Annotated in this window: 25 protein-coding genes; 17 read left to right on the top strand and 8 right to left on the bottom strand. The window is 64.8% G+C overall.

Annotation, left to right across the window (positions count from 1 at the left end):
- Positions 1 to 38 precede the first annotated feature (38 nt).
- From JQ639_RS04490 to JQ639_RS04480, 3 genes are read left to right on the top strand one after another with little or no spacing between them, the layout of a single operon-like run.
- Positions 39 to 1,382, top strand: coding sequence for an aspartate aminotransferase family protein (locus JQ639_RS04490; RefSeq protein ID WP_211969216.1), 1,344 nt, complete (start codon positions 39 to 41; stop codon positions 1,380 to 1,382).
- A 10-nt stretch (positions 1,383 to 1,392) separates the two neighbouring features.
- Positions 1,393 to 2,232, top strand: coding sequence for a transketolase (locus tag JQ639_RS04485; RefSeq protein WP_211969217.1), 840 nt, complete (start codon positions 1,393 to 1,395; stop codon positions 2,230 to 2,232).
- Positions 2,233 to 2,235: 3 nt separating this feature from the next.
- Complete coding sequence (locus JQ639_RS04480) at positions 2,236 to 3,237, top strand: transketolase family protein (RefSeq protein ID WP_349644800.1); 1,002 nt, start codon at positions 2,236 to 2,238, stop codon at positions 3,235 to 3,237.
- Positions 3,238 to 3,370: 133 nt separating this feature from the next.
- Here the strand turns inward: JQ639_RS04480 and JQ639_RS04475 are convergent, their stop codons facing one another.
- A complete protein-coding gene (locus JQ639_RS04475) occupies positions 3,371 to 4,819 on the bottom strand; it encodes a right-handed parallel beta-helix repeat-containing protein (RefSeq protein ID WP_211969219.1) in 1,449 nt (482 codons plus the stop codon).
- 257 nt (positions 4,820 to 5,076) lie between these two features.
- Between JQ639_RS04475 and JQ639_RS04470 the strand changes: the two genes are divergently transcribed.
- Positions 5,077 to 5,859, top strand: coding sequence for a helix-turn-helix transcriptional regulator (locus JQ639_RS04470; protein WP_249123506.1), 783 nt, complete (start codon positions 5,077 to 5,079; stop codon positions 5,857 to 5,859).
- Positions 5,860 to 6,102: 243 nt separating this feature from the next.
- Positions 6,103 to 6,843: a sterol desaturase family protein gene (locus tag JQ639_RS04465; protein ID WP_211969220.1), complete on the top strand. Its 741-nt coding sequence runs from the start codon at positions 6,103 to 6,105 to the stop codon at positions 6,841 to 6,843.
- Positions 6,844 to 6,921: 78 nt separating this feature from the next.
- On the opposite strand, the gene JQ639_RS04460 is transcribed toward JQ639_RS04465, so the two are convergent.
- Positions 6,922 to 7,992: an LLM class flavin-dependent oxidoreductase gene (locus JQ639_RS04460; RefSeq protein ID WP_211969508.1), complete on the bottom strand. Its 1,071-nt coding sequence runs from the start codon at positions 7,990 to 7,992 to the stop codon at positions 6,922 to 6,924.
- Positions 7,993 to 8,134: 142 nt separating this feature from the next.
- Between JQ639_RS04460 and JQ639_RS04455 the strand changes: the two genes are divergently transcribed.
- Positions 8,135 to 8,272 (top strand): hypothetical protein, encoded by a 138-nt coding sequence (locus JQ639_RS04455; RefSeq protein WP_211969539.1) that lies wholly within the window; start codon positions 8,135 to 8,137, stop codon positions 8,270 to 8,272.
- On the opposite strand, the gene JQ639_RS04450 is transcribed toward JQ639_RS04455, so the two are convergent.
- Positions 8,248 to 8,415, bottom strand: coding sequence for a hypothetical protein (locus JQ639_RS04450; protein WP_211969221.1), 168 nt, complete (start codon positions 8,413 to 8,415; stop codon positions 8,248 to 8,250). The genes JQ639_RS04455 and JQ639_RS04450 overlap by 25 nt on opposite strands.
- A gap of 39 nt (positions 8,416 to 8,454) precedes the next feature.
- Here JQ639_RS04450 and JQ639_RS04445 point away from each other — a divergent pair, with 39 nt between their 5' ends.
- The gene (locus JQ639_RS04445; protein ID WP_211969222.1) at positions 8,455 to 9,261 is read left to right on the top strand and encodes an NAD-dependent protein deacetylase; all 807 of its coding nucleotides are present in this window, start codon (positions 8,455 to 8,457) and stop codon (positions 9,259 to 9,261) included.
- 144 nt (positions 9,262 to 9,405) lie between these two features.
- On the opposite strand, the gene greA is transcribed toward JQ639_RS04445, so the two are convergent.
- Positions 9,406 to 9,885, bottom strand: coding sequence for a transcription elongation factor GreA (gene greA, locus JQ639_RS04440; protein ID WP_211969223.1), 480 nt, complete (start codon positions 9,883 to 9,885; stop codon positions 9,406 to 9,408).
- 314 nt (positions 9,886 to 10,199) lie between these two features.
- On the opposite strand from greA, the gene JQ639_RS04435 reads away from it, so the two are divergent.
- Positions 10,200 to 11,144: a sensor domain-containing diguanylate cyclase gene (locus JQ639_RS04435; RefSeq protein ID WP_211969224.1), complete on the top strand. Its 945-nt coding sequence runs from the start codon at positions 10,200 to 10,202 to the stop codon at positions 11,142 to 11,144.
- Between the two features lie 121 nt (positions 11,145 to 11,265).
- Here the strand turns inward: JQ639_RS04435 and JQ639_RS04430 are convergent, their stop codons facing one another.
- Positions 11,266 to 11,418 (bottom strand): hypothetical protein, encoded by a 153-nt coding sequence (locus JQ639_RS04430; protein WP_211969225.1) that lies wholly within the window; start codon positions 11,416 to 11,418, stop codon positions 11,266 to 11,268.
- Positions 11,419 to 11,670: 252 nt separating this feature from the next.
- On the opposite strand from JQ639_RS04430, the gene JQ639_RS04425 reads away from it, so the two are divergent.
- The 9 genes from JQ639_RS04425 (at position 11,671) to JQ639_RS04385 (ending at position 20,758) form a co-directional block, all read left to right on the top strand.
- Positions 11,671 to 12,138, top strand: coding sequence for a MarR family winged helix-turn-helix transcriptional regulator (locus JQ639_RS04425; protein WP_249123507.1), 468 nt, complete (start codon positions 11,671 to 11,673; stop codon positions 12,136 to 12,138).
- A gap of 227 nt (positions 12,139 to 12,365) precedes the next feature.
- Complete coding sequence (locus JQ639_RS04420; protein ID WP_211969226.1) at positions 12,366 to 13,259, top strand: helix-turn-helix domain-containing protein; 894 nt, start codon at positions 12,366 to 12,368, stop codon at positions 13,257 to 13,259.
- Between the two features lie 141 nt (positions 13,260 to 13,400).
- Positions 13,401 to 14,654 carry an ABC transporter substrate-binding protein gene (locus tag JQ639_RS04415; RefSeq protein ID WP_249123508.1) on the top strand — a complete coding sequence of 418 codons (1,254 nt, stop codon included), beginning with the start codon at positions 13,401 to 13,403 and terminating at the stop codon, positions 14,652 to 14,654.
- The gene (locus tag JQ639_RS04410; protein WP_211969228.1) at positions 14,629 to 15,417 is read left to right on the top strand and encodes an ABC transporter ATP-binding protein; all 789 of its coding nucleotides are present in this window, start codon (positions 14,629 to 14,631) and stop codon (positions 15,415 to 15,417) included. The genes JQ639_RS04415 and JQ639_RS04410 overlap by 26 nt, the downstream gene beginning before the upstream one ends.
- A complete protein-coding gene (locus tag JQ639_RS04405) occupies positions 15,414 to 16,157 on the top strand; it encodes an ABC transporter ATP-binding protein (protein WP_249123509.1) in 744 nt (247 codons plus the stop codon). The genes JQ639_RS04410 and JQ639_RS04405 overlap by 4 nt, the downstream gene beginning before the upstream one ends.
- Positions 16,144 to 17,010 carry a branched-chain amino acid ABC transporter permease gene (locus tag JQ639_RS04400; protein WP_211969229.1) on the top strand — a complete coding sequence of 289 codons (867 nt, stop codon included), beginning with the start codon at positions 16,144 to 16,146 and terminating at the stop codon, positions 17,008 to 17,010. The genes JQ639_RS04405 and JQ639_RS04400 overlap by 14 nt, the downstream gene beginning before the upstream one ends.
- Positions 17,007 to 18,023 (top strand): branched-chain amino acid ABC transporter permease, encoded by a 1,017-nt coding sequence (locus tag JQ639_RS04395; RefSeq protein WP_211969230.1) that lies wholly within the window; start codon positions 17,007 to 17,009, stop codon positions 18,021 to 18,023. The genes JQ639_RS04400 and JQ639_RS04395 overlap by 4 nt, the downstream gene beginning before the upstream one ends.
- A 67-nt stretch (positions 18,024 to 18,090) precedes the next feature.
- Positions 18,091 to 19,551, top strand: a complete 1,461-nt coding sequence (locus tag JQ639_RS04390; protein ID WP_249123510.1) for an aldehyde dehydrogenase family protein — start codon at positions 18,091 to 18,093, stop codon at positions 19,549 to 19,551.
- 64 nt (positions 19,552 to 19,615) lie between these two features.
- Positions 19,616 to 20,758, top strand: a complete 1,143-nt coding sequence (locus JQ639_RS04385) for an NAD(P)-dependent alcohol dehydrogenase (RefSeq protein WP_211969231.1) — start codon at positions 19,616 to 19,618, stop codon at positions 20,756 to 20,758.
- A 214-nt stretch (positions 20,759 to 20,972) separates the two neighbouring features.
- Here JQ639_RS04385 and JQ639_RS04380 read toward each other — a convergent pair whose 3' ends face one another.
- The 3 genes from JQ639_RS04380 to groES all read right to left on the bottom strand — a co-directional run bounded on the left by JQ639_RS04380 (position 20,973) and on the right by groES (position 23,905).
- Positions 20,973 to 21,779, bottom strand: a complete 807-nt coding sequence (locus JQ639_RS04380) for a MetQ/NlpA family ABC transporter substrate-binding protein (RefSeq protein ID WP_249123511.1) — start codon at positions 21,777 to 21,779, stop codon at positions 20,973 to 20,975.
- 119 nt (positions 21,780 to 21,898) lie between these two features.
- Complete coding sequence (gene groL, locus JQ639_RS04375; protein ID WP_211969233.1) at positions 21,899 to 23,524, bottom strand: chaperonin GroEL; 1,626 nt, start codon at positions 23,522 to 23,524, stop codon at positions 21,899 to 21,901.
- A 93-nt stretch (positions 23,525 to 23,617) separates the two neighbouring features.
- A complete protein-coding gene (gene groES / locus JQ639_RS04370; protein ID WP_211969512.1) occupies positions 23,618 to 23,905 on the bottom strand; it encodes a co-chaperone GroES in 288 nt (95 codons plus the stop codon).
- Positions 23,906 to 24,534 lie beyond the last annotated feature (629 nt).

Genomic DNA, 24,534 nt, shown 5'->3' with positions numbered 1-24,534 from the left:
CTCCCGACGTCTTCGTAACCAAGGACCCCGTCACGCCCATGACCCCGAGTGCAGCCGAATCCCGTGCATCTGCTTCTGCGGATCGCTCGCGCCCTTACCGTGATGCCGAAGCCGCCCATCTGTGGTCGCTCGCGCCCGGCCATGATTCCATCGTCTGGGAGAGCGCCAGCGGCGTTCGCATCCGTGATGTCGAGGGGCGCGAGTTCATCGATTTCACCTCCGGCGTGCTGGTGGCGAACACCGGCCACTGCCATCCGAAAGTGGTCAAGGCCATCCAGGAGCAGGCAGCAAAGCTGTTGAATTGTTACGACGCACCGCATCCGCTGCGCGCTGAGGTCGGCAAGCGACTGCTGGGTTATGCCGGGGGCCGTTTCGACGCGGTGGCGCTGTTCTCCACCGGCGCGGAGGCGATCGACAGCGCGGTGAAGATCGCCAAGGCCGCGACCGGGCGTTTCGAAGTCGTGTCCTTTGCCGAGGCTTTCCACGGCAAGTCGATCAGCACCTCGGCGCTATCCGGCATGCCGGGCACACGCCGCATTGTCGGCCCCACTGTGCCCGGCTCGATCGTGGTGCCGTTCCCCAACAGCTACCGCCGTCCCCCGCAGTTCGATCCGTCTGGATGGGCGGAGCTGTGCATGGACATGGCCGAGGAGGTGGTGCGCATCAACTCCATCGGCCAGGTCGCCGCGATCATCGTCGAGCCCTTTCTCGGCGCTGGCGGCGCCCATGTCGCGCCGCCGGCGTTCTGGCGGCGGCTGCGCGGCTTTGCCGACAAGCTCGGCGCGCTGCTGATCATGGACGAGGTCCAGTCGGCGTTCGGCCGGACCGGCAATTGGTTCGCCTTCCAGGAGCACGGCGTCGAGCCTGATCTGCTCGCGGTGGCCAAGGGCATCGCCAGCGGCCTGCCGATGAGTGCCGTGATCGGTCGCCACGACCTGTTCGATGCGCTGCCTGCGGGCGTGCTGAGTTCGACCTATGGCGGCAATCCGCTGGCCTGCGCGTCGTGCCTTGCGACCCTCGATGTCATCGAGAGCGAAGGGCTGGTCGCGCGCGCCCGGCATCTTTCCGGTATCTTCCATCAGCGCTTTGCCCGCTGGGTGAAGGACATTCCCGGCGTTGGCGATGGCCGTGGCATGGGCCTGTCCATGGGCATCGAGCTGGTCGACAACGCCATCGACAAGACGCCGGACCCCGATCGCGCGCTGAAGGTGGTGGCTGCCGCCGCGGCGCGTGGCGTCATCGTGCTGCCACCGTCGGGTTCGCAGTCCAACGTGGTGCGGCTGGCGCCGCCGCTGGTCATGACCGACGACGAGGCGGAGGAAGGCCTGCAGCGGCTGGAAGCCGCGTTGCGCGAGACAGTCTCCAACAATGTGCAGCAGTAGGGAGGGGCGTATGACCAACTGGACACCACCGCGCGGCCTCGCGTTGCCTGCCGCCGAGATCGAGGCCAAAGCCAGGCGCCTGCGCAGCCATGTGGTGCGGATGGTCGCGCCGCTGGGCGAAGGATATGCCGGGCAGGGGCTCGGCTCAGCCGATATTCTCGCGGCTCTGTATTTTCACGAAATGGCTTACCGGCCCGACGATCTCGCCTGGCCGGACCGCGACCAGTTCCTGCTGTCGCCGGCGCATTACGGTGTCGGGCTGTTCGCCGCACTTGCAGAGAGCGGCTGCATGGCGATGGAGCTGATGGACGACTATGGCCGTGACGGCAGCCCGATGGAGATCATCGCGTCCGAGCGACTGCCCGGCGTGGAGGCGACCTGCGGTTCGCTCGGCATGGGCCTGTCGGTCGCGCTCGGCAAGGCGCTGACACTGCGCCGGCGTGGCCAGCCGTCCCGCGTCTATGTCGTGATCGGCGATGGCGAGTTGCAGGAAGGGCAGACCTGGGAAGCGGCGATGGCTGCCGCGAGCTTCGGCCTGTCCAACGTCTGCGCGATCGTCGATGTCAACAACATGCAGGTGGATGGTCGCACCGACCGCGTCATTGACATGGGCGACATCGCGGCGAAGTGGGCGGCGTTCGGGTGGCATGTGGTCAGCATCGACGGCAACGCGGTGCCACAGGTGCTGGACGCGCTCGATACTGCCAGGCAGGTGAAGGATCGGCCGACGGCGATCATCGCAACCACCGTGCCGGGCCATGGCGTGTCCTTCCTCGCCGGCACCTACAGTCATTTCCTTAAATTGCCGCCGGAGGTCGCCGCGCGCGCCCTGGCCGAGCTGGAGGCCTGATCGATGTCCACTGCCGCTCTGCGATCCGCGCCGGGAATCACCATTGCCAAGTCGGCGCCGATCTGGCGCAAGGATACGCCGCTGAAAATGAAGGCCTATGGCCAGGCGCTGGTGGCGCTGGCGCAGCGGGATCCGAATGTGGTGTGCCTCGGCGCCGACCTCACCGGGCCGACCGAGACCGATCTGTTTCGAGACCAGATTCCGGATCGTTTCTTCAATTTCGGCGTCGCGGAGGCCAATTTGATGTGCGTCGCCTCCGGCATGGCGCGTGAAGGGGATGTGCCGTTCGTCAACACCTTCTCGGTGTTCGCCACCCGCCGTGCGCTCGATCAGGTGGTGCTGCAGATCGCCTATCCAAATGCGAACGTAAAGCTCGTTGGCTTCATGCCGGGGCTCACCTCGCCGGGTGGCCCCACCCATCAGGCCATTGACGACGTCGCCATCATGCGGGCGGTACCGAACATGATGGTGGTGGAGCCTGCCGACGGCGATCAGGTAGCCGACATGGTCGAGGCGATCGCCGCCCATCGCGGTCCGGTGTATATGCGCATCAAGCGCGGAGAGATGCCCCTGATAATCCCGGCCGACGCCCCCAAGCTCGCGCTCGGGAAGCTGCAGCCTGTCCGCTCCGGCCGTGACGGCACGATCCTGGCGTCCGGCGTCATGGTCGCGCTCGCGCTGGAAGCGGCGGACGATCTTCTCGCGCGTGGCATCGATGTCGCGGTGGTCAACGCCCATACGCTCAAGCCGTTCGATCGCGAGGGGGTCCTCGACCTGGCGCGAACCGGAAAGCCGCTGCTCACGGCCGAAAACCACAGCGTTGTCGGTGGGCTTGGTTCGGCTGTCGCGGAAATCCTCAGTGAGGCAGGCATGGCTGTGCCATTTGCCCGTGTCGGCATTCCCGATGTCTTTGCCGATGGCGGCACGGCGAGCTTCCTGTTTGAACGCTATGGTCTCTCCGCGGCCGCGATCGCACGCGCTTTCATCGCGATCGTCGACCGATAGGGGGATCTTGCGGGGGCGACGTGGCGGCCTTTCGCCGAGGCCGCAGCGGCCGGTCTGTGCCGGTGCTGCGCGCCTCGCGCCGGATTGGACGCCATGGCCGCCCGTTCCAGATGTCCGGCACGTGGTCCGCCGCTCAGCAGAGTTGAGCGGTGACGAAGTGGATCGCCGTACTGCTCGTGTTCTGGATGCGGAGTGAATAGCTCGACGCATCGGCGGCGATCCCGGTCCAGCTCAGTTGCAGCGTACCGGAGCCGAACGCGATATAGCCGGCGCTGCCGATTGTTCCGAAAGCGGCTGACGGCATGACGGTGGGCGTGCCGCTCTCGTGCTGGATCAGGTAGTTGAATTCGGTGACATACATCACGCCGGTGCTCTGATTGCGCGCGGTCACGCGCAACTTGTGCGAGACGCCGCTGTAGGCCGGCACGGGATCGTGGACGAATACCATTGTGCCGCTAGTATTTGCCGACAGGTTCAGGCTTTGAAGATCCTGGCACGGAAATCCGCTGCGCACGATCGGTCGGCCGATCGATCGCTCGTCCATCAGCAGGCCGACATTGCTCGAGAGCGTATAGTCCGTCGGCAGATTTCCAGCCCAGAAGCCGGCCAGGGTCATCGGCGCGGGCGCGGTGGTCCCCGACAGATCATTGCCGACGAAGCTGATATTGTCGCTGGTGCCGCTCTCGCGAACCCAGATCGCGGGAGAGTCGTTGCCGGTGCCGTCGTCGTCCTTGCCATGGCGGGAGGTGCAGCCGGTGACCGTGATGGCCCCCGCGGAATTGAGATGAATATGGCAGGAATTGCCGTCGAGGTTGCGGCCGTTCCGCTTGAAATAGCAGCCTGTGATCGATGCCATATAGGTGCCGTTGAGGTACAGACCTGACACGAAGTTGCGGTCGAACGTCGTACTCGAAACGATGATGTCGGAGGCGTTGTCGATCTCGATGCCATTGGCGGTGTTCCACTCGACCCGGCAGCCGACCATGGTGATCGAGCCGGACTGCCCGGTAAAGACTGCGCCGCTCGTGCAGTAGCTCATGTAGCAGTTGGTCAACCAGGCGTCGACGAGGTCGCCGACACCGGTGACGCATCCGAAAAATTGACAGTTGCTGAGATAGCAGCCGCTCCCGGTCGACCTGTTCGTGCCGCTGGAGACGGCGCCGCCAAGGCCGTAGCGCCCCATCCGCACGGTGACGTCCCGCATGTTCAGCACGCTGGAGCCGGCGGAGATGCCGTCGCAGGTTGCGTTCTGCACATTGTTGAGGGCGTAGTCGCAATCGATCTGGAAGCCGGCCAGAACGACGTTCGATGCGCCGTCGACGTTGAGTACGCGCGTGGTCGTGCTGTTGAGCGCCACCAGGGTCGTCGGGGTGCTGACGCCGAACGAGTTGCCGTACCCGAATGCGGAGTAGCCGATCAGGGAGGCTCCGCTCGGGACGACCAGATTGCCGATCTTGTACGTGCCCGGCGGAACGATGGCGACGGAGGGGCCGGCGAGTGCGGCCGCGAAGGCGGCAGTGCTGTCCGTGGTGTTGGTCGGGTCGGCCCAGAACGCGGGATCGGTCACGATGTTGATACGCATTTTTCGTGTCCCACTCCATTGGCGTCGCGTCCGTCGGGGACACGCTGCATGTCGATGCGACGAAATCTAGGCCTGCTGGCGATTGACGCCCCAGTGCCGAGAGCGTGGTTTATGGGGGAAGACCTTCAGAGAGATGGATCGATAACGGAAACGTTGCGATCGATGGGCCCTTGAGTAACCATCGCCTCCGGACGCGGCAGCCGGCGAATGGCGATGGCCTGCAATGTCGGCTGGTCGGACGAACGTGAGTAGGGGGCATGAGCGGATCGGGGCGAGGGCGGCGCAGTGTGACAAAACGCGGTCGCCGGCCGGAGCGGGAGGCGAGCCAGTCGGGGACGAATCTGGCCGCCTGGATCGACGCGCTGACCGCCGTTCCGATGGGCGAGGTCACGGAGGACCAAATCCTGCAATGGGTCGAGGGACCGTTGCGGCGTTTCCTGCCTTTCGAGCGCTTTCTCGGCGGTTACGGTCGCTTGTCCGGTGGCCGTATCCGCATGCGCAGCCTGGTGACCTCGGGTCATCATCCCGATTTTGTCGCAGGTCTCGAAGATGCGTTCGATCTGGCGTTGCGGGGCTGCTTTGCCTGGTGGGTGCAGAACCGCGCGGCTTTCATTCTCGATCCTGCCGACCCGCCGGATTTCGCCACCGCTCGCGAACTCGAGGAGATCAAGCGGTTTTCGCTCGGCGCCGTCGCCGCCCACGGCGTCGTCGATCCCTTTGCCAGCGCCGGAACCTATATCAGTTTTTCCGGCGTCGCAGTCGGGGATCCGATCCAAACGCGGGCGTCGCTCAATCTTGTCGCGCCGGTTCTCCATACGCTATTTCTGGCGACGGAGCAGGTCGCGCGGTCTCCCATCGATCTTGCGCGACTGACCAATCGTCAGAGACAACTGGTCGATCTGGCGCTGATGGGCCTTCCGGACAAGACCATTGCGTCGCGTCTTGGGATCTCCGAGCACACCGTCGGAAATCACTTCCGTGGCATTTATGAGCGGCTCGGCATCACCAGACGCAGCCAACTGATCGCGGCCCTGAAATAGCCGGGAGGTGGTCGATCGGGCTGAATGGAAGCTCCAGGCGTCCGGCGCGGTCTCTTTGGATGGAATCGCAAACGCGCTCGGGATTCTTGTCTCGACGCGTTTTGTTCACGCGGACCGGTACCCACTTCGCTCGAAAAGGCTCTAGCACGTGCGTGTCATCGACGGAGGGAGGCTGAACTGTTGTCCTCATGACGGTCCCAAGAGACCCGGCATCGCCGGGATCTTCACACAAGGTGATCCGTCATGACGACCCTCGTCCTCACCTCATTGCTCATCGTGCTGTCTGCCGTCGCTTTCATGATCCTGGAGCGGGTTCGGCCTGGCCGGGAATTGCCCAACGCGCCGGGTTGGTATGGCCGTGCCCTGCTGATCACGCTGTTTCAGGTCGGGCTTACGCTGGCGACGAGCAGGCTCTGGATGCACCTGTTCGGAGGCGCATCGCTGTTCGACTTCAGGGCATTGCGGCCCCCTCTGGTCGAGGGATTTGCCGCCTGGCTGATCGGAACGTTCTTTTGCTACTGGTGGCACCGGATTCGCCACATGAACGGATGGTGGGTGTTGTTCCATCAGGTGCATCATTCCCCGGTCCGGATCGAGACGATCACGTCGTTCTACAAGCATCCTGTCGAGATTTTGGCTGATGGTGCGCTCGCCGCGGTCATCCTCTTTCCCCTGCTGGGGTGCTCGATCGAGGGCGCGATGTGGTTCAACGTGTTCGCGGCGACGGGCGAGTTCTTCTACCACTCCAACTACAAGTCTCCTCGCTGGCTGAAGTACTTCATTCAGACGCCCGAGCTGCACTCGTTGCATCACGAGCTTGACGTCCATGCCGGCAACTACGGCGACCTGCCGATCTGGGACAGGCTGTTCGGTACTTACCGGGACGCGGATGCGTTCGCTGCGCAATGCGGCTTCCCGCACAACAACGAGCGTCATCTGGCGCGGATGCTGCTGTTCCGGGACGTCTATGATCGGCGATCGTGATTGCGGCGACATCACAAACGTCGCCTCGGCGCCGGGACGAAAAGCGGCGGCGCCGGGGCGCAACTTCGGTGGGCGCGCTCAATCCCTGAGCAGGGGCAGCAGCGATGCGCCCTGGCGCTTGATCTCCTGCAAATAAGGCGTGTCCGACAGCACGAAGTGGGTGATGCCGAGCGCCTGGTACTTGCGGAGCGAGCGGGCGACCTCGTCGGCCGAGCCGACCAGCCAGGTCGTTCCGGCGCCGCCGCCGCCGAATTTCCCGGGCGCGGTGTAGAGATTGTCGTCGATGACGTCGCCCCGGGTGTGGAGATCCAGCAGCCGTCGTTGTCCCACGGCCACGGCCTCCCTGTGGTCCTGCCAGCCCGCGCCATTCGTTTTCGCCATCTCGGCCACCCTGGCTTCGGCGTCGGCCCAGGCTTGCTGCGAGGTTTCGCGAACGACGGTGGTGATGCGCAGGCCGAATGCGAGGGGAGGGAGGTCGCGATCGAGCTGGGCGCTCAACGCTCTCAGGCGATCGATCCGCTCCCTGACCCCGTCGAGCGGCTCGCCCCAGAACAATTGGACGTCGGCCTCCGCTGCCGCGACGCGCTCGGCCGCCTCCGAGGCTCCGCCGAAATACAGCGGCGGATGGCGACGGTCATGCCGGGGCGTGATGCGCGGCGCGGCCGTCGAGCCGGTCACCTGGAAATGATCGCCTGTGAAGTTGACGTTCTCCTCGGTCCACAGCCGGCGGACCAGTCGCATGAATTCCCTGGTGCGGGCGTAGCGATGCTCCTGGCCACCGTCGCTGTCGCCGTAGGCGGCAAGGTTGTCCTTGCCGGACACGATATTGATCCGCACACGTCCGCCCGATAATTGGTCGAGCGTCGCGGCTGCGGACGCGAAATGGGCTGGCTGCCAGTAGCCCGGGCGGATCGCGATGAGCGGTTCGAAGGTGGTCGTGCGCGCGCTGAGTGCAGTCGCCACCGTGAACGTGTCCGGTCGTCCCCAACCGGTGCCGATCAAGGCGCCCTTCCAGCCATTGTCTTCGAGGGCGCGGGCCTGGCCGGTCAAAGTCTCGAGGCTGTTGTGGTCAGCGGCAACGGCATCGCCGCGGTGGCCGGCCTTGACGTCGTTGGGGATGTACCAGAGAAATTCGGAAGGATTGCTCATGACGGGCGCTACGGATCCGGAGGCGTGTCGGCGCCGGTCTGGATATCGCCCCAGCCGGATCTGCGACACTGGTCAGTCACATGGACCCGCGTGGATACGCCCTGAATCGACCCTTGAAAAGCCGATCGTTGGAGACGCGATATTGGCCGGTTCCCGCTCGGCCGATCACGAGGCGTTCGAGCAGCCCTCAATCCGTGCGGGCAAGCCGGTCCCGGAGATCAGCAAGCCGTATCGCGGGCACGGAGTGAACAATTTCTACTTCGGTGACCGCGAAAAATAGGATGACTTGCCTGTTGTCCAGATTTCACCCCAGAGCCGCCCGCCGCCGTCGACGGTGAGCGTTTTGCCGGTGACGAACCCGCCGGAAGGGGCAGCAAGATAGGCGCAGGCTCCGGCGATGGCCCGGGACGAGCCGGCGCGCATCACTGGTATTCCGGCTGGAAGCGCCTAGATATCGGGCGCATGGGAAACTCTTCACTTACGGCCTTCATCGAAGGGCACCAGCGGCTGTTTGTCCTGACCGGGGCGGGCTGCAGCACCAGTTCGGGCATCCCGGACTATCGCGACGGCAACGGGGAGTGGAAGCGCGCGCCGCCGGTCCGTTTTCAGGCGTTCGTGGCCGAGGACCTGACACGCCGCCGCTATTGGGCGCGCAGCATGATTGGCTGGCCGCGGTTCGGGCAGGCGACGCCCAACGATGCGCACCGCGCCCTGGCGCGCCTCGAGGCCGCCGGCCGTTGCCAGCTTCTGTTGACGCAAAACGTCGACCGGCTGCATCAGGCCGCCGGCAGCACGGCAGTGATCGATCTGCACGGGCGTCTCGATCTCGTCCGATGTCTGGCGTGTTCGGCCACGATCAGCCGCGCGAAGGTCCAGGACGAACTGGTGCGTCTCAACGCCGATTGGGTCGACCTCGATGCGGCCACCTTGCCGGATGGCGATGCCGATCTCGATCTCGTCGACTTCTCCGGCTTTGCCGTGCCGCCCTGCGCAGCGTGTGGCGGCATGCTCAAGCCGGATGTCGTTTTCTTTGGCGAGAACGTCCCGGCAGAGCAGGTCACTGCCGCCCGGCAGGCCATGGAGCAGGCCGATGCCATGCTCATCGTCGGTTCTTCGCTGATGGTCTATTCCGGGTTTCGGTTCGCGCAGATGGCGGCGCGCCGCGGTATTCCGATTGCCGCGATCAATCTGGGCCGGACACGCGCCGATGACCTTCTGGCATTGAAGGTCGAGGAACGGTGTGAGACCGCGCTGTCGTTTCTGCTGTAGACCGGCGAGATCCCGCCTCGGACGCTCAGCTCGAAATGAAAGCGTGTTGTCGCCTTCGGGGTGTGGCGACGGCAGGCGACCTGCCAGCAGGGCTGGCGCGACAGGCGGGATGCCTCGTTGGCGAGCGCGGAACGGCGACGCGGTTCAGGAGATCGCGAGGATCTCGATTTCCTGGCCGGCCATTTCGGCGATGTCGCCGACGGCCTTTCCGGCCAGCAGCCGCGCCATCGGCGAGACGAAGGAGATCGTCCCCTGCTTTGGATCGGCCTCGTCCTCTCCCACGATGCGATAGGTCTGCATGCGTCCGGCCCGGCTGAACGTGACCGTGCTGCCGAACGCGACGGCATCGGTCGAAGCCGCGGCGGGAACGAGTTGCGCTGTCCGAAGACGGGCTGCGAAATACCGCGCGTCGCGCAGCGGGATTGCGGCCTGGCGTCGCCGTTCGTTGATGTCGTCGATCTTCTGAGCGGCATCGTAAGCCGCCTGCGCATCCTTGAGTTGAGCTTCGAGCGCCTGCAACCCCGTCGCGGTGACGAGATTGGGGTGAGGGGAAACCGGCCGATCCGGAAGAACGGTTTCCGACGCCGTTTCAGCACTCTCCTCCTTGGTGAAGGCAACGCTCAAGTCGATCACTCCTCATGTCACCGGGCGATCATGGGGGCCCGCCCCGTGTTCATGGGTGAAACAGATAGCGCGAAGGTTGCAGTCTGGTCCAGCAATCGCGTCTCGGGGATGGACGTGCGGCAGATCGCCGTATCGGCGGGCTCTGCGACGCGGCAACGGCGTCAACGGCAGTGCGGTACGATGCGGGTTCCAGTGGTGCGGTCGAGTTCCTCGGTCGACAATCACGGCTGGCTCGTCCTCGGTCATGACAGGCCAACATAGAGGGATCATTAACGCAGCAGCAGGCAATATCCCCGGATACCGCTGGATCGCCGATGAGAGACGAAGCAGACCATCCCGCCGCGCCGCCGCTGCCCGAGGTTCGCTTGCGTCTTGATCGTGCCCTGAGCCTTGCCGGGATCGGTGCATGGGAATGCGAGCTCGCGGCGGAGCGGCTGACCTGGACGTCAGGTGTCTACGACATCTTTGGTTATCCCGCCGGCAATCCGCTGCGGCGGGCGGATATTGTCGCGCTCTATGTCGACGAATCCCGGCGCAACATGGAACTCGCCCGTGCCGAAGTCATTCGAACGGGCCGTGCGATCGCGCTCGATGCCGAGATCAGGACCTGGCGTGGCGAAACGCGCTGGATGCGTCTCACGATCAACAGTGATGGCGGGGTCGGACAGCCGGCGCGGATCTTTGGCTCCAAGCAGGACGTCACGTCCGACCGTCAAGCCATGGATAGCCTGCGCCGGCAGGCCGAGACCGATCCGCTGACCGGCCTTGCCAATCGTGCGGTTTTCCAGACGCGTTATCGCGAAATCACCGGCGACAACCTCAATCATGGCTTTGCGACGGCGCTGGCCCTGGTCGATCTCGATCGCTTCAAGGAGCTCAATGACACGTTCGGCCACCCGGCCGGAGACGCCTGCCTGTGTGAGATCGCGCAGCGCCTGCGGCAGGCGTTCTGCGGTGTGGGTCTGGTCTCTCGGCTCGGTGGCGACGAATTCGCGCTGATCCTGCGCGCGCCGGTCAATCCGGCCCGGATCGCGCGCGTGCTGCAGGAAGCCGTCGTCATGCTGAGCCGGCCGTTTTTCTGGAATGGCATGCGCCTCGAAGTCGGCGCGTCGATCGGCGTCGCGCTGGTCGGCCGTCCTCACCGTCGGCGGATCACCGAACTGTTCGCAGAAGCCGACATGGCGCTCTACGACGCCAAGGCCGCTGGATGCAACAAGGTCTATCTGTTCGGAGATGAGGGGCAGAGCCGCGCGGCCTAGCAGGACCATGCGGGCGTCCGCGAACTCACCGACCACGGCAAAAGTCTGGTGTGGCAGGCCGAGCGGATTCTCAGCGATCTCGACCAGGCAGAAGCGGACTTCATGGCGCTGTCGCGTGGCGTCACCCCAGACGCTGCACGTCGGCCTGTTGTGCAGATTTTCGCCGCAGGTGCTGGGAAGCGCTGTTGCATCGTTTCATGTTGCGATGGCGATTTCGCGCGGCATCGCGATCATGCCAGGCGGCCATGGCCGGCTGGATGAAGGCCGTCAACAAGTCGTATGTCCGGTTGAAACTGACAACGCCGCTGCCGAAATGGCCGGTCCGTGTCGCTCAGCGGCGGGGGCGGCGCAGAACCATAGCCAAGGACGAGTTCCAGCGTTGTCGCCAGGCAGCCATCGGGGCCCCGCCCATAGTCGTCGGAGGCGCCGTCCGTACCCGGTCGGTTGTCTGGTCGCAATTTGCGTAGTATACGACGTTTTACCATCGGTCCATCGAAGCGGCCGGCTATTTGCGAAGGCGTTGAGGATGCTGCCAATCTACGGGATGCCGGGCCATCTTGTTCGCCGGCTCCATCAGATTTCGACCGGGGTGTTCTCGGAGACCATGGCGCGGCATGGCGAGGATATCACGCCCGTTCAATACGGTGCGCTCTGTGCAATCCGGGAGTATCCCGAGCTCGATCAGGTGACGCTCGCGGGCCTGATTGCTTACGACAGGGTCACGATCGGCGGTGTCGTCGATCGGCTCGAGAGCAAGGGCCTCGTCAAGCGCAATGTCAATCGGCAGGACCGGCGATCGCGGTCGCTGGCCTTGACGGTGGCGGGGGCGAAGCTCCTCAAACGGCTCGATCCGATCGTCGCGGACTTGCAGGGAGATATCCTTGTCGGTCTGTCGGAAGCAGAGCGGGTGCAATTGATCCGCCTGATGACCAAAACGGTCGCAGGCGGCAACGATCTTAGCCGGGCTCCGCTCGCGGCCGGCGAAGGCGGGTAGGCAGATCGAGACATGCGACCAGCCGGCTATTGCGGCGCTCGACCCGATGCCGGCAGGCGATCTTGACGTGACGCGGACGATCGGGGGGCTCCGATTTGAATGCGGCATTCACGCAGGCGGCGGAGGAGCGGCGAAGAAACAAGACCGCGCCAGCCTGCAAGCAAGAACAGGGGGAGGATGGTTTGTTAACGCAATTCGATTCGGCGCATCTTGCGCTTCGTCATCGCATGGATTCGTGGCGTGCGGCGGTGTCCGAGCGTCTTGTCGATGTCGCATGTCGGCTGCCGGTCGCTGCGGAGTTTGACGGCTCCTTTTCTGTATTCGCGTCCGGTGGCAGCGGCCTCGCCGTTTTACGTGCCTCCCGCCATAGCGCGAGCCGGTCGCGCGCCTGCATCGACCAGACCGGAGACGATTTCGTCATGTTGTTCCTGCAGCGCGAGGGCCTGATGAGGGTCGAGGTCGAGCAGCAGCAGTTCGAGGTCCGGCCCGGCGAATTTTTCTTCTACGACGCCCGGATGCCGCATCGCCTGGATTTCGACGGGCCTTTCGATCATATCGCCCTGCGCATGCCGAGCCGGGCGGTCGAACAGCGATGGCGTTCGCTGCGCTCGCGCGGCTGCTTTCAGGTGTGCCCGCAGGAGCCGCTCAGCCGGATCGCAGCCGCGACGCTCCGCGCCGCTGCGGCCAACATCGAGGTGATGGGCCCAGACGACCTCGCCGTCGTGGTCGACAATGTCCTTGATCTGTTTTCCGCGGGCGCCTCGAAAGCCCGGCCCGACGAGGCCGTCATCGAGGGCGACCTCGTGCCGTTCGCCAGGGCGCGGGCAGTTATCCAGGCCGGCTTGACGGACGAGACGCTGTCACCCGACAAGATCGCGCGCGCGCTGCGCATCTCCAAGCGCTCCCTCGGCAAACTGTTCGAGCGCCAGGGGATCAGTGTGATGGAGTATGTCGTGCTCGAGCGGCTGGAGCAGGCGGCGCGCGATCTGTCGAGCCCGGTGCGGCGGTCCGCCAGCGTGTCCGAGATTGCCTATCGCTGGGGTTTCAAGAACAACTCGCATTTCTGCAGGCGCTTCCGCCAGCGTTTCGGAAAAGCGCCGAGCGAGATGCGCGAAGGCTGAGACCCTGGCCCCGACGAGAACATCAATTGGGCTTCTCCGGCAAAGCGTGCCGAACCGCGCCAGCTATTCTCTCCGCAACGATCACGCGGGGGGAATGCAATGGACCGGTTGGCACGGACGGGGATATCGCGTCGCACATTGATGGCATCCGGCGCATCTGCCGGTCTCGTGGCGCTGTCGGGGAGAATATCATCGCCGGCGGTCGCTCAGGCCCGCACCATTCGCATCGGCCATGTCAGTCCGCAATCCGGCGCGCTGGCGCTGTTCGGCGAATCCGATCAGTTCGTGCTCGCCGGCATTCGCGACGCGTTCAAGAACGGCATCACGGTCGCAGGGCGAACTTATCCGCTCGAGATCATCAGCAAGGATACCCAGTCCAGCCCCAATCGCGCCGCCGAGGTCGCCAACGAGCTGATCTCCGGCGATAAGGTCGACATCGTGGTCGTGGCCTCTGGTCCGGAAACGGTCAATCCAGTGTCCGATCAGTGCGAGCTCAACGGCGTGCCCTGCATTTCCTCGATCTGTCCGTGGCAGCCCTGGATGTTCGCGCGCGGGGGGGCGCCGGAGAAGGGGTTCGATTCGACCTTTCATTTCTTCTGGGGCTTCGAGGACATCATGGCGGTGTTCTCGGACATGTGGGACCTGATCCCCACCAACAGGAAGGTCGGGGGGATCTTTCCCAACGACGAGGACGGACGGGCCTGGGGCGATCCGGTGACGGGGGCTCCGGCGAGACTCAAGGCGCGTGAGTACGCGGTCACGTCGTCGGGCTTCTACAAGGGGCTCAGCGACGATTTCACCGCGATCATTTCGAATTTCAAGCGGGCCGATTGCCAGATCATTACCGGCGCGCCGATCCCGCCGGATTTCACCACCTTCTGGACCCAGGCGCGCCAGCAGGGTTTTCGACCCAAAGTCGCTTCGGTCGCGAAAGCCATTCTGTTTCCGGCCGCCGTCGAGGCGCTCGGCGACGCGGCGCATAACCTCTCCAGCGAAGTGTGGTGGTCGCCGCACCACCCGTTCCGCTCGTCCGTGAGTGGCTTCTCGGCCGACAAGCTCGCCGCCGCCTACACGTCTGCGACCGGCAAGCAGTGGACGCAGCCGATCGGGTTCATTCACGCGATGTTCGAGACCGCAACCGATGTCATCAAGCGCACCGCCGACATCGGTGATCGCAAGGCCGTGATCGCAGCCATTCGCGAGACATCGCTGGATACGGTCGTCGGCAAGGTCGACTGGAAGAATACCTCGATCAGGAATGTCGCCAAGACCCCGCTTGTCGGTGGCCAGTGGCGCCTCACCAAGGGTGGCAAATACAAGTATGATCTGGTCATTACCTCGAACGCGACGGCCCTCAACATCAAGGCCAATGGCGAGATGCAGCCGCTCGCCTGAGCGCTGCGATAGTACTGCGGCTGCGACGGTGCTGTCGCTGCGCTCGGTCTCGCGCGCTTTTGGTGCGGTGGCCGTCGCCGAGGACATTTCGTTCGATGTCGCGGTGGGGGATGCCGTCGGCATCATCGGTCCCAATGGCGCCGGCAAGACGTCGCTGTTCAATCTGATCAGCGGCGATCTCGCTCCGGGGAGTGGCTTGATTTTGATGTCAGGGTGCGATGTCACGGCGCTCGGTGCCCGCCGGCGCAGCCGTCTCGGAGTTGCGCGGACCTATCAAGTCCCGCTGCCCTTCGTCGGCCTGTCGGTGTTCGAGAACGTTCTGGTCGGCGCGGTCTTCGCAGCGCGGGATCAACAGGCGGCTCCTCCCGAGGCGCGGGCGCTCGATGTGCTCAAGCGCACGGGGTTGCTGCGGCTGGCGGATATGCAGGCGGGGGCGTTGACGCTGCTTGACCGCAAGCGGCTCGAACTCGCTCGCGCGCTGGCGACCCAGCCAGAGCTCCTGCTGCTCGATGAGATCGCGGGTGGTCTCACCGAGGCAGAATGCCTTGAGCTTGTCGAGCTGATCAAGGCCATTCATCTCGGCGGAACGACGGTGATCTGGATCGAACACATCGTGCACGCACTGCTCAGTGTGGTGCAGCGCCTCATTGTGCTCGATCGTGGCCGGATCGTCGCGCAGGGCGAACCGCATGGCGTGATGCGCTCGTCGCAGGTGCGGGAGATCTATCTCGGCATGGAACCTGATACGGACGTCCTGCAATGACCGATCCTGCAATGCGGACTGCCTTGCTCTCGGTTGCCGCGCTCGATGCCTTCTATGGCGAATTTCAGGCGCTGTTCGGCATGAGCCTGCATGTCGATGCCGGCGAATGCGTCGCGCTGGTCGGCTCGAACGGCGCCGGCAAGTCGACCCTGCTCAAGTCGATCGCGGGCCTGCTGCCGGCGCGGGCGGACACCATTCGCCTCGCGGGCGCACCGATCGGGCACTGGCTGGCGGAGGCGATTGTCAGGAATGGCATCGCCCTGGTGCCGGAGGGGCGCAGGTTATTCTCCTCCCTCAGCGTCGAGGAGAATCTGTTGATGGGGGCGCACGCGGGCCGCGCCGGCGCCTGGACGCTCGATCGCGTCTACGCCCTGTTCCCGAACATCGCCGAGCGCAGAAGCAGTGCCGGCACCGCCTTGTCCGGCGGCCAGCAGCAGATGGTGGCGATCGGCCGTGCGCTGATGGCCAATCCCCGGTTGCTGCTGTGTGACGAGGCCTCGCTCGGCCTCGCGCCGGTGGTGGTGCGCGAACTCTACGCACGGCTGGCGTCGATCCGGGCTGAAGGCATGGCGATGATCATCGTCGAGCAGGACATTTCGCAGGCGATGGTCGCTGCCGACCGTCTCTATTGCCTGCGCTCCGGCCGAGTCGCGCTGGAGGGCTCGCCGCGGGCCTTGTCGCGCCAGGCGATCACGGAAGCCTACTTCGGTCTGGAGGGCGTGGCGCATGCTGGTTCTTGAGATTTTGGTGCAGGCGCTGATGCTCGGCGGCCTCTACGCGCTGTTCGCGGCAGGGCTGGCGCTGGTCTTCGGCGTCATGCGCACCGTCAACCTGGCGCATGGCGACTTTATCGTGCTCGCCGGCTTCGCATCGCTGGTGGTGACCTGGACAGTCCCGGTCCATCCTTTTCTGTCGCTGCTGGTGGTCGTTCCCGCGATGTCGTCGTTCGGCTATCTGCTGCAGCGCGGCTTGCTCAATCGTGTGGTCGGCAGGGATCCGATGGCGGCGCTGCTCGTGACCTTCGGGATGTCGATCATTCTTCAGAACGCGCTATTGCAGGTCTTCTCCGGCGATACCCGCAAGCTGCAGGCTGGCGCAATCGAGACCGCGAGCCTTTCGGTCGGCGGCACGGCGATCGGGATCTATCCGATCATCGTGGCCGTGACGGCCCTCGCGGTGATCGGCCTGTTGCAGCTCGTCTTCTATCGCCTCGCGATTGGCCGCGTGCTGCGCGCGACCTCGGACGATCCGGAAACCGTGCGGTTGATGGGGGTCAATCACAACAATGTCTATGCGCTGGCGTCGGCGATCGCGTTCGCGGTCATCGCCATCGCCGGGGTGCTGATGGCGGTGCGGACCAACTTCGATCCGACGCTCGGCCCCGCGCGGCTGTTGACCGCCTTCGAGGTTGTCATCATCGGCGGCCTCGGAAGCTTCTGGGGGGCGCTGGCTGGCGGGCTGGTGCTGGGGCTCGCGCAGGCGCTGGGCGCCCGGATCGATCCTGGCGTGCAGATGCTCGCCGGCCATGTGGTTTTCCTGGCGGTCTTGCTGCTGCGGCCCAACGGGTTGTTTCCGAAGGTGCTGCAGGCATGACGGACGGATTGCTTCACGGCATGGTCAGGGGCGGGAGGGGGCAGGCGGCCGCCATCGTGCCGATGCTCGGTATCGCGGTCGCCGCTGCCGGCTGCCTTGTGATGTCGCAGGTCCTGGGTCCTGCTTCACTACGCCTTCTCAGCGAGATCCTGATCTATCTTACGCTGGCGCAGCTGTGGAATCTGCTGGCCGGTTACGCTGGTCTCGTTTCGGTCGGGCAGCAGGCCTATGTCGGGCTCGGCGGCTATGCCTTCTTCTCTGCGGCGACCGGCCTCGGGCTTCCGCCGCTACCGGCCTTGCTGGTCGGCGGCGTCGCCGGGCTCGTTGCCGCCGCGGTCGCGTCGGTCTTCATCTTTCGGCTGAAGGGCGCGCACTTTGCCATCGGCACCTGGGTTGTCGCCGAGATCTGCCTGCTGACGGTAGCGATCACGCCGGGCCTCGGCAGCGGATCGGGGCTGAGCCTGCCCGCCGCGGTCGTGCGCACGCTGGGGGCGAGCCCGGAGGCGCGGGCGACGGTGTTCCTGGCGTTGGCGCTGGCGCTCGCCACCGTGACGATTGTCGCGATCTATCTGTTGATGCGCTCGCGCATCGGTCTTGCGCTGGTCGCGATCCGGGATTCAGAACGCGCTGCGGAGGCACTCGGCGTCGATGCCATGCGCATCAAGCGGATGGTCTATATCGCCGTGGGGTTCGCAACCGGCGTGGCCGGAGGTCTCATCTTTCTGATGAAGCTGCGGATGACGCCGGATTCCGCCTTCAGCCTGCTCGACTGGACCGCCTATGTCCTGTTCATCGTGATCATCGGCGGCACCGGACGCATCGAAGGGCCGTTCATCGGCACCCTCATTTTCTTTGTGCTTCGGACGCTGTTTGCCGGCTACGGCCCGATTTACCTCGTCGTGCTGGGCGCGGTCGCCGTCGCGGCCATGCTGTTCGCGCCGGGCGGCGCCTGGGGACTGATCGCGCGCTGGACCAATGTCGAGCTGTTTCCGATCCGGCGCCGGCCGTCATGACACGCGCAGCGACACTCCACGACTCCAGCCATCAACAGTGAGGATACCAATGACCCATGAGCCCAGCATGATGGGAACTGTCGTCTCTCCGGCAATGTCAGGCACGATCTATCTCGGCAGGTTTGGCGAGGCGGCCGGGGCCAGCGTGCCCGTCACCGACAAGGCGTCCGGCGAGACCCTGTTTCACGGTGTCGCGGGCACCGCGGCTGATGTCGCGGCGGCCGCGCAGGCGGCCAGGGCCGCGCAGCCGGCATGGGCCGCGCGCCTTCCGACCGAGCGCGGCGATGTCCTGCGCAGGTTTGCGGCGCTGTGCGAAGCCCATGCTGAGGAGATCGGGCGCTGGATCGTGCGCGAGACAGGCTCCATCCCGCCCAAGGCGCCGTTCGAGATCATGACCTCCGCGCGCGAGGCGATCGAGATCGCGGCGCTCACCGGTCAGCCGGTGGGGCACATCCTGTCGAGCTCGCTGGCGCGCGCCAGCTATGCGCGGCGTGTGCCGCTCGGGGTTGTCGGCGTCATCACGCCCTGGAATTCGCCGTTTATCCTTGCGGCACGCGTCGTGTTGCCCGCGCTGGCCATGGGCAATGCGGTGGTGCTGAAGCCCGACATCCAGACCCCCGTCTGCGGCGGTTATGCCCTGGCCAGGCTGTTCGAGATGGCCGGGCTGCCTGCAGGTGTTTTCTGTGTCGTGCCCGGAGGCCCGGAGGCCGGAGAAGCCCTGACGCACGATCCCGATGTCGACATGATCTCCTTCACCGGATCCACTGCCGCTGGCCGCAAGGTCGCCGAGAATGCCGGCAAGACGCTGAAGAAGGTTGCGCTCGAGCTTGGCGGCAATAACGCCGCCATCGTGTTCGAGGATTCCGATCTCGACGCGGTCACCTCGGCGACGGCATTCGGCTCCTTCTTTCACCAGGGGCAGATCTGCTTCACCATCGGCCGCCATCTGGTGCAGGAATCCGTGGCCGCGGCCTATGTTGAAAAGCTCGCCGCGCGGGCGCGCAATCTTCATGCCGGCGATCCCAACACGACGCAGGTTCATCTCGGGCCGATGATCAACATGCGGCAGGCGGCGCGTGCCGTGGATCTGCTCAATGCCAGCGTCGCGGCCGGGGCACAGGTTGTCGCGGGCGGGCGATGTGATGGTCTCTATTTTCAGCCGACGGTTGTCGCCGGTGTCGTGGCGGAGATGCCCGTCTACAAGGACGAGATCTTCGCACCGATCGCTCCGATCGTAACTTTCCGGACCGAACAGGAGGCCATCGCGCTGGCCAACGGCAGCGCCTACGGCCTCGTCGCCTCGGTGTTCACGGCCGATCAGGCGCGCGCGATGCGGGTGGCAGCCCAGTTGAAAACCGGCATCGTTCACATCAACGATCAGACCGTCAATCATGAGGTCTTCGGTCCGATCGGCGGCATGGGAGCGTCGGGCAACGGCGCACGGTCGGGTGGCCCATCGGTCATGGACGAGTACAGCCAATGGCAATGGGTCACGGTGAGCGACACCGTGCCGGCCTATCCGTTCTGACCAAGTCATGGCGAGCCAGCGTGTCAGTTGGCTCGCCGCTCATCTGTGACGAGAACAACATCCCATGCAAATCAATGCTGCGGTCGTCCGCGACAAGGGCGGTCCCTTCCTGATCGAAGCGCTGGAGCTCGACGATCCGGTCAACGACGAGATCCGGGTCAGAATGGTCGCTTCCGGCATCTGCCACACCGACCTAATGATCAGCAACCAGGCTTATCCCATGCCGCTGCCGGCAGTGCTGGGCCACGAAGGGGCGGGGGTCGTCGAAGCGGTCGGCCCTGCTGTGACGACGATCCGACCCGGTGACCACGTCCTGCTGTCGTTCGCCGCATGCGGCGCCTGTCCGAGTTGTGCCGCCGGCCAGGCGTCCTATTGCTGGCATCACATGGAGATGAATTTTTCCGGGCGGCGCTACTCCGGCAGCAACTGGGACGTGCCGTCGCCCATTCGTCAGCCGTCGTCGCTCCCGGCGGGCGGGTTCGCCTGCGAGCCGATCAGCGGCGCGTTCTTTCACCAGTCCTCGTTCGCGAGCCAAGCCATCGCGACCGAGGCCAATGCGGTGGTGGTCGACCGCGATCTGCCGCTGGATATCTTGGCGCCGCTGGGCTGCGGGCTTCAGACCGGCGCAGGCGCGGTGCTGAACACCTTGCGGCCGGAGCCGGGCTCGTCGATCGCGGTGACCGGGGCCGGTGCGGTCGGCCTGGCGGCGATCATGGCGGCGGCCGTCGCCGGATGCGCGGTGATCGTCGCTGTTGATATCAATCGCGAGCGTCTGGCTCTGGCGCGGGAGGTCGGCGCCACCCACACGCTCGATCCTCGCGACGGCGATCTGGTCGCGCGGGTGCGCGGCCTTGTTGACGGCGGCGTGCGCTATACGCTGGAGACGACCGCCAATCCAGCCATCTTCCGGGCCGCGGTCGACATGCTGCAGGTCCGCGGCGTGTGCGGCCTGATCGGCGGTGCGAAGCTCGGCATCGAGGTCGCCTTCGACATGACCCACATTCTGTTCGGCCGAACCATTCGCGGCATCCTGCAGGGCGACAGCGTGCCGAAGCAGTTCATTCCCGAGCTGATCGCCCTGTATCGCGGAGGCCGTTTTCCCATCGACCGCCTGATCCGTCACTATCCTCTGAGCCGGATCAACGAGGCAGTGGCCGATATGAAGAGCGGTATGACGATCAAGCCCGTTCTGCTGATGGAGCCATAGACGGATCGAGAATGGTGCGATCCTCCAGGACGGTCCTGTCTGTGTGATCGCGCCGACGAGATCGAGATCGTCGGCTGCGTCGTCTGGCGCGGCTCGCTTCTTTGAGGCCATCGGATCTTGCGATCCAGGCCGAGGTTTGTCAGGCAAGCCGCCGACGGCCGTGACCGCTGCTTGCGAGGACAGGGCGGTCGCGGCTGCCAGCCCCTTTTCGGGGTCAGGCCGGAAACGACACCAGGGAGCCGTACAGCTCACGCAACCTGGCCTTCACGGCATCGGAGTTCCTGTAGATCGCAATGAAACGGAGCAGGCGCGGATCGGTCACGCTATCGGGGCGTGTCACGAAGCGGAAGGCGTAAATCGAATCGTTCTCGAAGATCAGTCCAGCGGCTGGATCGAGACCGGCGAGCTTGGCGAAAGTCGGGTAGGTCGCGGCGGCGTCGACATCGTCGAGCGAGCGCGCGATCTGCGGACCGTCGAGCTGCACGATGCGCACGGGCTTGCGATAAGCTGCGACGTCTTCGATCCTGGCGCGATGGTCGGCGCCGGCCTTCAACTCGATCAACCTGGCGCGCTGCAGCAGAAGCAGGCCGCGGCCGGTGTTGACGGGATCGCTCGATAGCGCGATCCGTGCGTTGTCTGGAAGGGCATCCAGAGCGGCAACCTTTTTCGAGTACAATGCAAATGGCGTGCTGAAGGCGATGGCGACCGGGACGAGGCCGAAGCCGGTCTGGGCGTTGGTGAATTCGAGAAACGGCACGTGCTGGAACAGGTTGGCGTCCGCCTCGCGATCGGCCACGGCCCGGTTCGGGGTATTCCAGTCGTTGAACTCGATCAGGTCGACCGCCAGTCCTTGCGCCTTGGCTTCCTTGGCGGCGATTTCGGCGGCCTGGTTCGAAATGCTGGTCGCCAGCGCGATGCGCAGCGGCCTGTCCTGGGCAGATGCGCGGCCTGCCGCGGCGCCGGCAATGGCGAAGCCAGCGCCGATCTTGAGAACGGCGCGCCGGGTCGATGGTGTCGTCATTGCTGTCATTCTCGTGTTCGATGGAAGGAAGGGCACTTTCCCTGGATGGCTGCGAGGCGAGCCGGACAGAATGCCATGGCAGATGTCTGTCCGGCGCGGGCTTGCGCCGACGTTGCGCGTCAGAAATCGACGCCGGGCGCTGGAGGCGCTGCTGCGGTCTTGTCCTTCGGCAACTCAGCGACGAGAGCCTCCGTCGTCACGATCAGCGACGCGACCGAAGCCGCATCCTGCAGCGCGGTGCGAACGACCTTGGCCGGGTCGACGATGCCAGCCTCGATCAGGTCGACATAGGCTTCGGCCTGGGCGTCGAAGCCGAAGGTCTGCGAGCGGTTCTCGAGGATCTTGCCGACGATGATCGAGCCCTCCACACCGGCGTTGGTCGCGATCTGGCGGATCGGGGCTTCCAGCGCCTTCAGCACGATGTGAATGCCGGCCTGCACATCCGGATTGTCATGGGTGAGCTTGCCGACCGCAGTCTTGGCGCGCAGCAGCGCGACCCCGCCGCCCGGCACGATACCTTCGGCGATCGCGGCGCGGGTGGCGTTGAGGGCGTCGTCGACCCGGTCCTTGCGCTCCTTGACCTCGATTTCCGTCGCGCCGCCGACACGGATCACGGCGACGCCGCCCGCGATCTTGGCGAGGCGCTCCTGCAGCTTTTCGCGATCGTAGTCAGAGGTCGTTTCTTCGATCTGAGCCTTGATCTGGGCCGCGCGCGACTCGATGTCCTTCTTCTTGCCGGCGCCTGCGACGATGGTGGTGTTCTCCTTGTCGATGCGGATGCGCTTCGCGCGCCCAAGCTGGTTGAGTGTCACGTTCTCGAGCTTGATGCCGAGATCCTCAGAGATCGTCTGCCCTCCGGTTAGAATGGCGATGTCCTCGAGCAGGGCCTTGCGGCGATCGCCGAAGCCCGGCGCCTTGACGGCGGCGATCTTGAGGCCGCCACGCAGCTTGTTGACCACCAGCGTCGCCAGCGCCTCACCCTCGACGTCTTCGGCGATGATCAGCAGGGGCTTGCCGGATTGCACCGCGGCTTCGAGGATCGGCAGCAGGGGCTGCAGCGTCGTCAGCTTTTTCTCGTGGATCAGGATGTAGGGATCCTCAAGTTCGACCGTGAGTTTTTCGGCATTGGTGACGAAATAGGGGGAGAGATAGCCGCGATCGAACTGGAGCCCCTCGACGACATCGAGTTCGGTATCCAGGCTCTTGGCTTCCTCGACCGTGATGACGCCATCGTTGCCGACGCGCCGGACGGCCGATGAAATGATCTTGCCGACGGACGCGTCGCCATTGGCCGAGATCGTGCCGACCTGAGCGATCTCTTCGGGCGACTGGACCTTTCTGGCGCGCTTCTCGATGTCCTTGATGGCCTCGGCGACGGCGAGGTCGATGCCGCGCTTGAGATCAAGCGGATTGAGGCTGGCTGCGACGGCCTTGGCGCCTTCGCGGACGATCGCTTGCGCCAGCACGGTCGCGGTTGTGGTGCCGTCGCCGGCGAGGTCGTTGGTCTTTGATGCAACCTCGCGAAGAAGCTGCGCGCCGAGGTTTTCGTACTTGTCCTCGAGTTCGATCTCCTTGGCGACGGTGACGCCGTCCTTGGTGATGCGCGGAGCGCCGAACGATTTTTCAATGACGACATTGCGGCCTTTCGGCCCAAGCGTAACCTTCACGGCGTTGGCGAGAGTGTCGACACCGCGCAGCAGGCGCTCGCGTGCATCGGCGGAAAACTTGACGTCCTTGGCTGGCATGAATGTCTCCTGAAGGGGCGGCGGAGGCGCCGCGATGAAGTTAGGCAGGTGAAATGGAGAGAGAACTTGTGGTCGGGCGGCGTGGAGCGCGCGTCAGCCGATGATGCCGAGGATATCGGCCTCCTTCGCGATCAGCAGATCCTCGCCGTTGATCTTCACTTCCGCGCCGGACCACTTGCCGAACAGAACGCGATCGCCCTTCTTGACGTCGAGCGGCACGAGCTTGCCGTTTTCGTCGCGCGCACCGGAGCCGACCGCGACGATTTCGCCTTCCTGGGGTTTTTCCTTCGCGGTATCGGGAATGATGATCCCGCCCTTGGTTTTTGAGCTTTCTTCAATGCGACGGATCACGACGCGGTCGTGCAGGGGACGGAAACTCATGAGCCTCTCTTCGGTCTGGTGATGCTTGGAGGCGATGTCGGCGGGACGTCGATGCTGAAGTCGACCGGACGATCCCGCGCATCGCGGTGGACCTTCAAAGTTAGGCGCGGGAGATCTTCTGTCCATTTTAAAGTTCACAGCCGATATGGACGATTGTGATCGATGGCTGAGAGTCGCGTGAGATTTTGTACTTCCATCTGTTGTCCAATGTGGCGGCGCTGGTGCGCCGTCGACGACGGAAATCCGCCGCGGATGCTGCGTGCAAAACGACGAGGTTGTGCGTGGCTTTCGACTGTTGCGGGGACGATTTCGGAAATAACATCCTGAAAAACGGCGCGAGAATGTCGCTCGCGTCGTTTTGTTGTCCGGCACATTGATCGGCGGGCGCTGTTGCGCCAGCATCTCAGGGGCGCATTCCGGTGAAATGCGCTGTCAGGTAAGAGGGCGGCTGTGACCGGTCGAACGGCGGAAGTATTCGATTTGCAGTTGTATCGGGCCCGACGGGCGGGCGAGCGTGCGCCGCAAGGCGTCACGGCCGCCGCGCCAATGTCCTTTGGATTTGTCGTCAGCTACTTCTGGGTCTGGCCCGCGTACGTGTTCGTACCGCAACTGCCGACGATCCCGTGAGT

It is taken from the genome of Bradyrhizobium sp. U87765 SZCCT0048, from assembly GCF_018131225.1.
Lineage (GTDB): Bacteria > Pseudomonadota > Alphaproteobacteria > Rhizobiales > Xanthobacteraceae > Bradyrhizobium_A.
Note: the sequence above shows the minus strand (reverse complement) of the source record. Positions and strands in the feature narration are given on the sequence as shown.

Coding starts and splice junctions, on each gene's coding strand:
- JQ639_RS04400 (WP_211969229.1), top strand. CDS start 16,144: ATGCTGGTTCTTGAGATTTTGGTGCAGGCGCTGATGCTCGGCGGCCTC.
- JQ639_RS04425 (WP_249123507.1), top strand. CDS start 11,671: ATGCTGCCAATCTACGGGATGCCGGGCCATCTTGTTCGCCGGCTCCAT.
- JQ639_RS04480 (WP_349644800.1), top strand. CDS start 2,236: ATGTCCACTGCCGCTCTGCGATCCGCGCCGGGAATCACCATTGCCAAG.
- JQ639_RS04465 (WP_211969220.1), top strand. CDS start 6,103: ATGACGACCCTCGTCCTCACCTCATTGCTCATCGTGCTGTCTGCCGTC.
- JQ639_RS04385 (WP_211969231.1), top strand. CDS start 19,616: ATGCAAATCAATGCTGCGGTCGTCCGCGACAAGGGCGGTCCCTTCCTG.
- JQ639_RS04415 (WP_249123508.1), top strand. CDS start 13,401: ATGGCATCCGGCGCATCTGCCGGTCTCGTGGCGCTGTCGGGGAGAATA.
- groL (WP_211969233.1), bottom strand. CDS start 23,524: ATGCCAGCCAAGGACGTCAAGTTTTCCGCCGATGCACGCGAGCGCCTG.
- JQ639_RS04390 (WP_249123510.1), top strand. CDS start 18,091: ATGATGGGAACTGTCGTCTCTCCGGCAATGTCAGGCACGATCTATCTC.
- JQ639_RS04395 (WP_211969230.1), top strand. CDS start 17,007: ATGACGGACGGATTGCTTCACGGCATGGTCAGGGGCGGGAGGGGGCAG.
- groES (WP_211969512.1), bottom strand. CDS start 23,905: ATGAGTTTCCGTCCCCTGCACGACCGCGTCGTGATCCGTCGCATTGAA.
- JQ639_RS04460 (WP_211969508.1), bottom strand. CDS start 7,992: ATGAGCAATCCTTCCGAATTTCTCTGGTACATCCCCAACGACGTCAAG.
- JQ639_RS04470 (WP_249123506.1), top strand. CDS start 5,077: ATGAGCGGATCGGGGCGAGGGCGGCGCAGTGTGACAAAACGCGGTCGC.
- JQ639_RS04420 (WP_211969226.1), top strand. CDS start 12,366: ATGGATTCGTGGCGTGCGGCGGTGTCCGAGCGTCTTGTCGATGTCGCA.
- JQ639_RS04485 (WP_211969217.1), top strand. CDS start 1,393: ATGACCAACTGGACACCACCGCGCGGCCTCGCGTTGCCTGCCGCCGAG.
- JQ639_RS04490 (WP_211969216.1), top strand. CDS start 39: ATGACCCCGAGTGCAGCCGAATCCCGTGCATCTGCTTCTGCGGATCGC.
- JQ639_RS04475 (WP_211969219.1), bottom strand. CDS start 4,819: ATGCGTATCAACATCGTGACCGATCCCGCGTTCTGGGCCGACCCGACC.
- JQ639_RS04380 (WP_249123511.1), bottom strand. CDS start 21,779: ATGACGACACCATCGACCCGGCGCGCCGTTCTCAAGATCGGCGCTGGC.
- JQ639_RS04435 (WP_211969224.1), top strand. CDS start 10,200: ATGAGAGACGAAGCAGACCATCCCGCCGCGCCGCCGCTGCCCGAGGTT.
- JQ639_RS04450 (WP_211969221.1), bottom strand. CDS start 8,415: ATGCGCGCCGGCTCGTCCCGGGCCATCGCCGGAGCCTGCGCCTATCTT.
- JQ639_RS04445 (WP_211969222.1), top strand. CDS start 8,455: ATGGGAAACTCTTCACTTACGGCCTTCATCGAAGGGCACCAGCGGCTG.
- JQ639_RS04410 (WP_211969228.1), top strand. CDS start 14,629: ATGGCGAGATGCAGCCGCTCGCCTGAGCGCTGCGATAGTACTGCGGCT.
- JQ639_RS04405 (WP_249123509.1), top strand. CDS start 15,414: ATGACCGATCCTGCAATGCGGACTGCCTTGCTCTCGGTTGCCGCGCTC.